Genomic DNA, 992 nt, shown 5'->3' on the forward strand with positions numbered 1-992 from the left:
GCCGCTGGTCGACCCGTTCGGGCGCGCCATCACGTATCTTCGGGTGTCGGTGACGGACCGCTGCGATCTGCGCTGCGTCTACTGCATGTCGGAGCACATGACGTTCCTGCCCCGGGCCGACCTGCTCAGCCTGGAGGAGCTCGACCGGCTGTGCTCGGCCTTCGTCGCCCGCGGCACCCGCAAGCTGCGCATCACGGGCGGCGAGCCGCTGGTGCGGCGCGGGATCATGACGTTGTTCCGGGCGCTGTCGCGCCATCTCGACACCGGCGCGCTCGACGAGCTGACCGTCACCACCAACGGGTCGCAACTCGAAAAATACGCGGCCGACCTCGCCGCCTGCGGGGTGCGGCGCATCAACGTGTCGCTCGACACGCTCGATCCGAAGACGTTCCGCGACATCACCCGCTGGGGCGATCTCGTGCAGGTGCAGGCCGGCATCGCGGCGGCGCGACGCGCCGGCCTGAAGGTCAAGATCAACACCGTCGCGCTGAAGGGCGTCAACGAGCACGAACTCGGCGATCTGATGGTGTGGGCGCACGGCGAGGGCATGGACCTCACCATCATCGAGGTGATGCCGCTCGGCGAGATCGGCGAGGACCGGCTCGACCAGTATCTGCCGCTGTCCACGGTGCGGGCGCGGCTCGCCGCGCGATTCACGTTGACCGAGACCGATGACCGGACCGGCGGCCCGGCCCGCTACGTGCGGGTCGCCGAGACCGGCGGCCGGCTCGGCTTCATCACGCCGCTGACCCACAATTTCTGCGAATCCTGCAACCGGGTCCGCCTCACCTGTACGGGCACGCTCTACATGTGCCTCGGCCAGGAGGACGCCGCCGATCTGCGCGCTGTGCTGCGCGCCTCGCCCGACGACGCGCATCTGCACGCCGCCCTCGACGAGGCGATCCGCCGCAAGCCCAAGGGCCACGACTTCGCCATCGACCGCACCACCAAGCGCCCCGCCGTCGCCCGCCACATGAGCGTGACGGGCGGGT

Annotated in this window: 1 protein-coding gene; it reads left to right on the top strand. The window is 70.1% G+C overall.

Annotated features, from left to right (window positions below; all coding sequences use genetic code 11):
• Positions 1 to 992: GTP 3',8-cyclase MoaA (moaA, locus tag ACFSOX_RS23630; protein WP_378480267.1), on the top strand; the 992-nt coding region annotated here is incomplete at both ends.

The sequence above is a fragment of the Rhodoplanes azumiensis genome (genome assembly GCF_042682915.1).
GTDB classification, from domain to species: domain Bacteria; phylum Pseudomonadota; class Alphaproteobacteria; order Rhizobiales; family Xanthobacteraceae; genus Rhodoplanes; species Rhodoplanes azumiensis.